This window comes from Ectothiorhodospira sp. PHS-1, assembly GCF_000225005.1.
GTDB lineage: Bacteria > Pseudomonadota > Gammaproteobacteria > Ectothiorhodospirales > Ectothiorhodospiraceae > Ectothiorhodospira.
Map to the genome: position 1 here is coordinate 1 of NZ_AGBG01000081.1, position 910 is coordinate 910.

The 910-nt window shown below is 51.5% G+C and carries 1 protein-coding gene; it reads right to left on the minus strand.

Annotated features, from left to right (window positions below; all coding sequences use genetic code 11):
• Positions 1-138: 138 nt before the first annotated feature.
• Positions 139-807 carry a hypothetical protein gene (locus ECTPHS_RS13685; RefSeq protein WP_008933361.1) on the minus strand — a complete coding sequence of 223 codons (669 nt, stop codon included), beginning with the start codon at positions 805-807 and terminating at the stop codon, positions 139-141.
• Positions 808-910 lie beyond the last annotated feature (103 nt).

Sequence of the window (910 nt, forward strand, 5' to 3'; positions counted from 1 at the left end):
CCACCGGCAAGCCCATTCACCTGATCGGCGTGGAATTCTCCCGCAAAAGGCGGCAGATCGTGGCTTTTGATGTGGAGACGATCCGAGTTCCCTAAGGGATCTGGCCGGCCAAGTACCCACCCCCATTCGCGACATGGGCTACTGCCGCTCCATTTTGTCCTCTCTCAGCAGCAGCTCTTCCAGATTGCTGGAACGTAATACGTTGCGACTCAATTGGACGAGTTGGTCATGGTCCTTTTGATGTAAGGCTTCGTCAGCCCAGAGCGGCATGTCATCGAACTTTTCCTGGAGCTGTATGCGTAGCGTCCTTCTCATTCCCTTGAGGAAGGCATGGGAGTCCCATATGTCTGGGGGTAATTGGAGTACCTGTTCGCACAGATCACGCCCCAGAAATATTTCTTCCAGTCGTGTGTGGTCCGTTGATCCATCGAGCCATTTTTGCAGCTCTTCTTCAGGGGCGGCCCTGATTTTTTCCAGTACCCACTCAGGCAGTTTGCCAAATTTATCTTTATGAGTTGATTCGATGTAGGCTTCAATGCCGCGACGCTCCGAAGCTTTTTTCCACTCTGCAATATCCTCTGCGTCAAGATCCATTTGGTGGACGATGTCCTCAGGATCGGTGATGCCGCTGTCGTATGCGCTCTTTACTGAATTGACAAAGGATAAAGGCATCATGATCGCTTCTGCGACATCTGTATCAGTGACTGAGTGTTCTCTTGTATATCTTAATATTATTCCGGTATACGCGATGAGATTTCCTTCCATGAATCCCTGTATCCAATTTCGCTGGAAAATGGTGAGTCTCATTGGGTTGTCTCCACCTAACTGTCATGCCGCCGGGCGCGCAGCACCCCCGATGATGAAAGATAATGGGGGTGCTGTCGCCTTGGGCGGAGGCTGGGGTATCCCC

What these genes read in the sequence shown, in the direction of transcription:
- ECTPHS_RS13685 (WP_008933361.1), bottom strand. Translation starts at nt 807, where the DNA reads ATGAGACTCACCATTTTCCAGCGAAATTGGATACAGGGATTCATGGAA.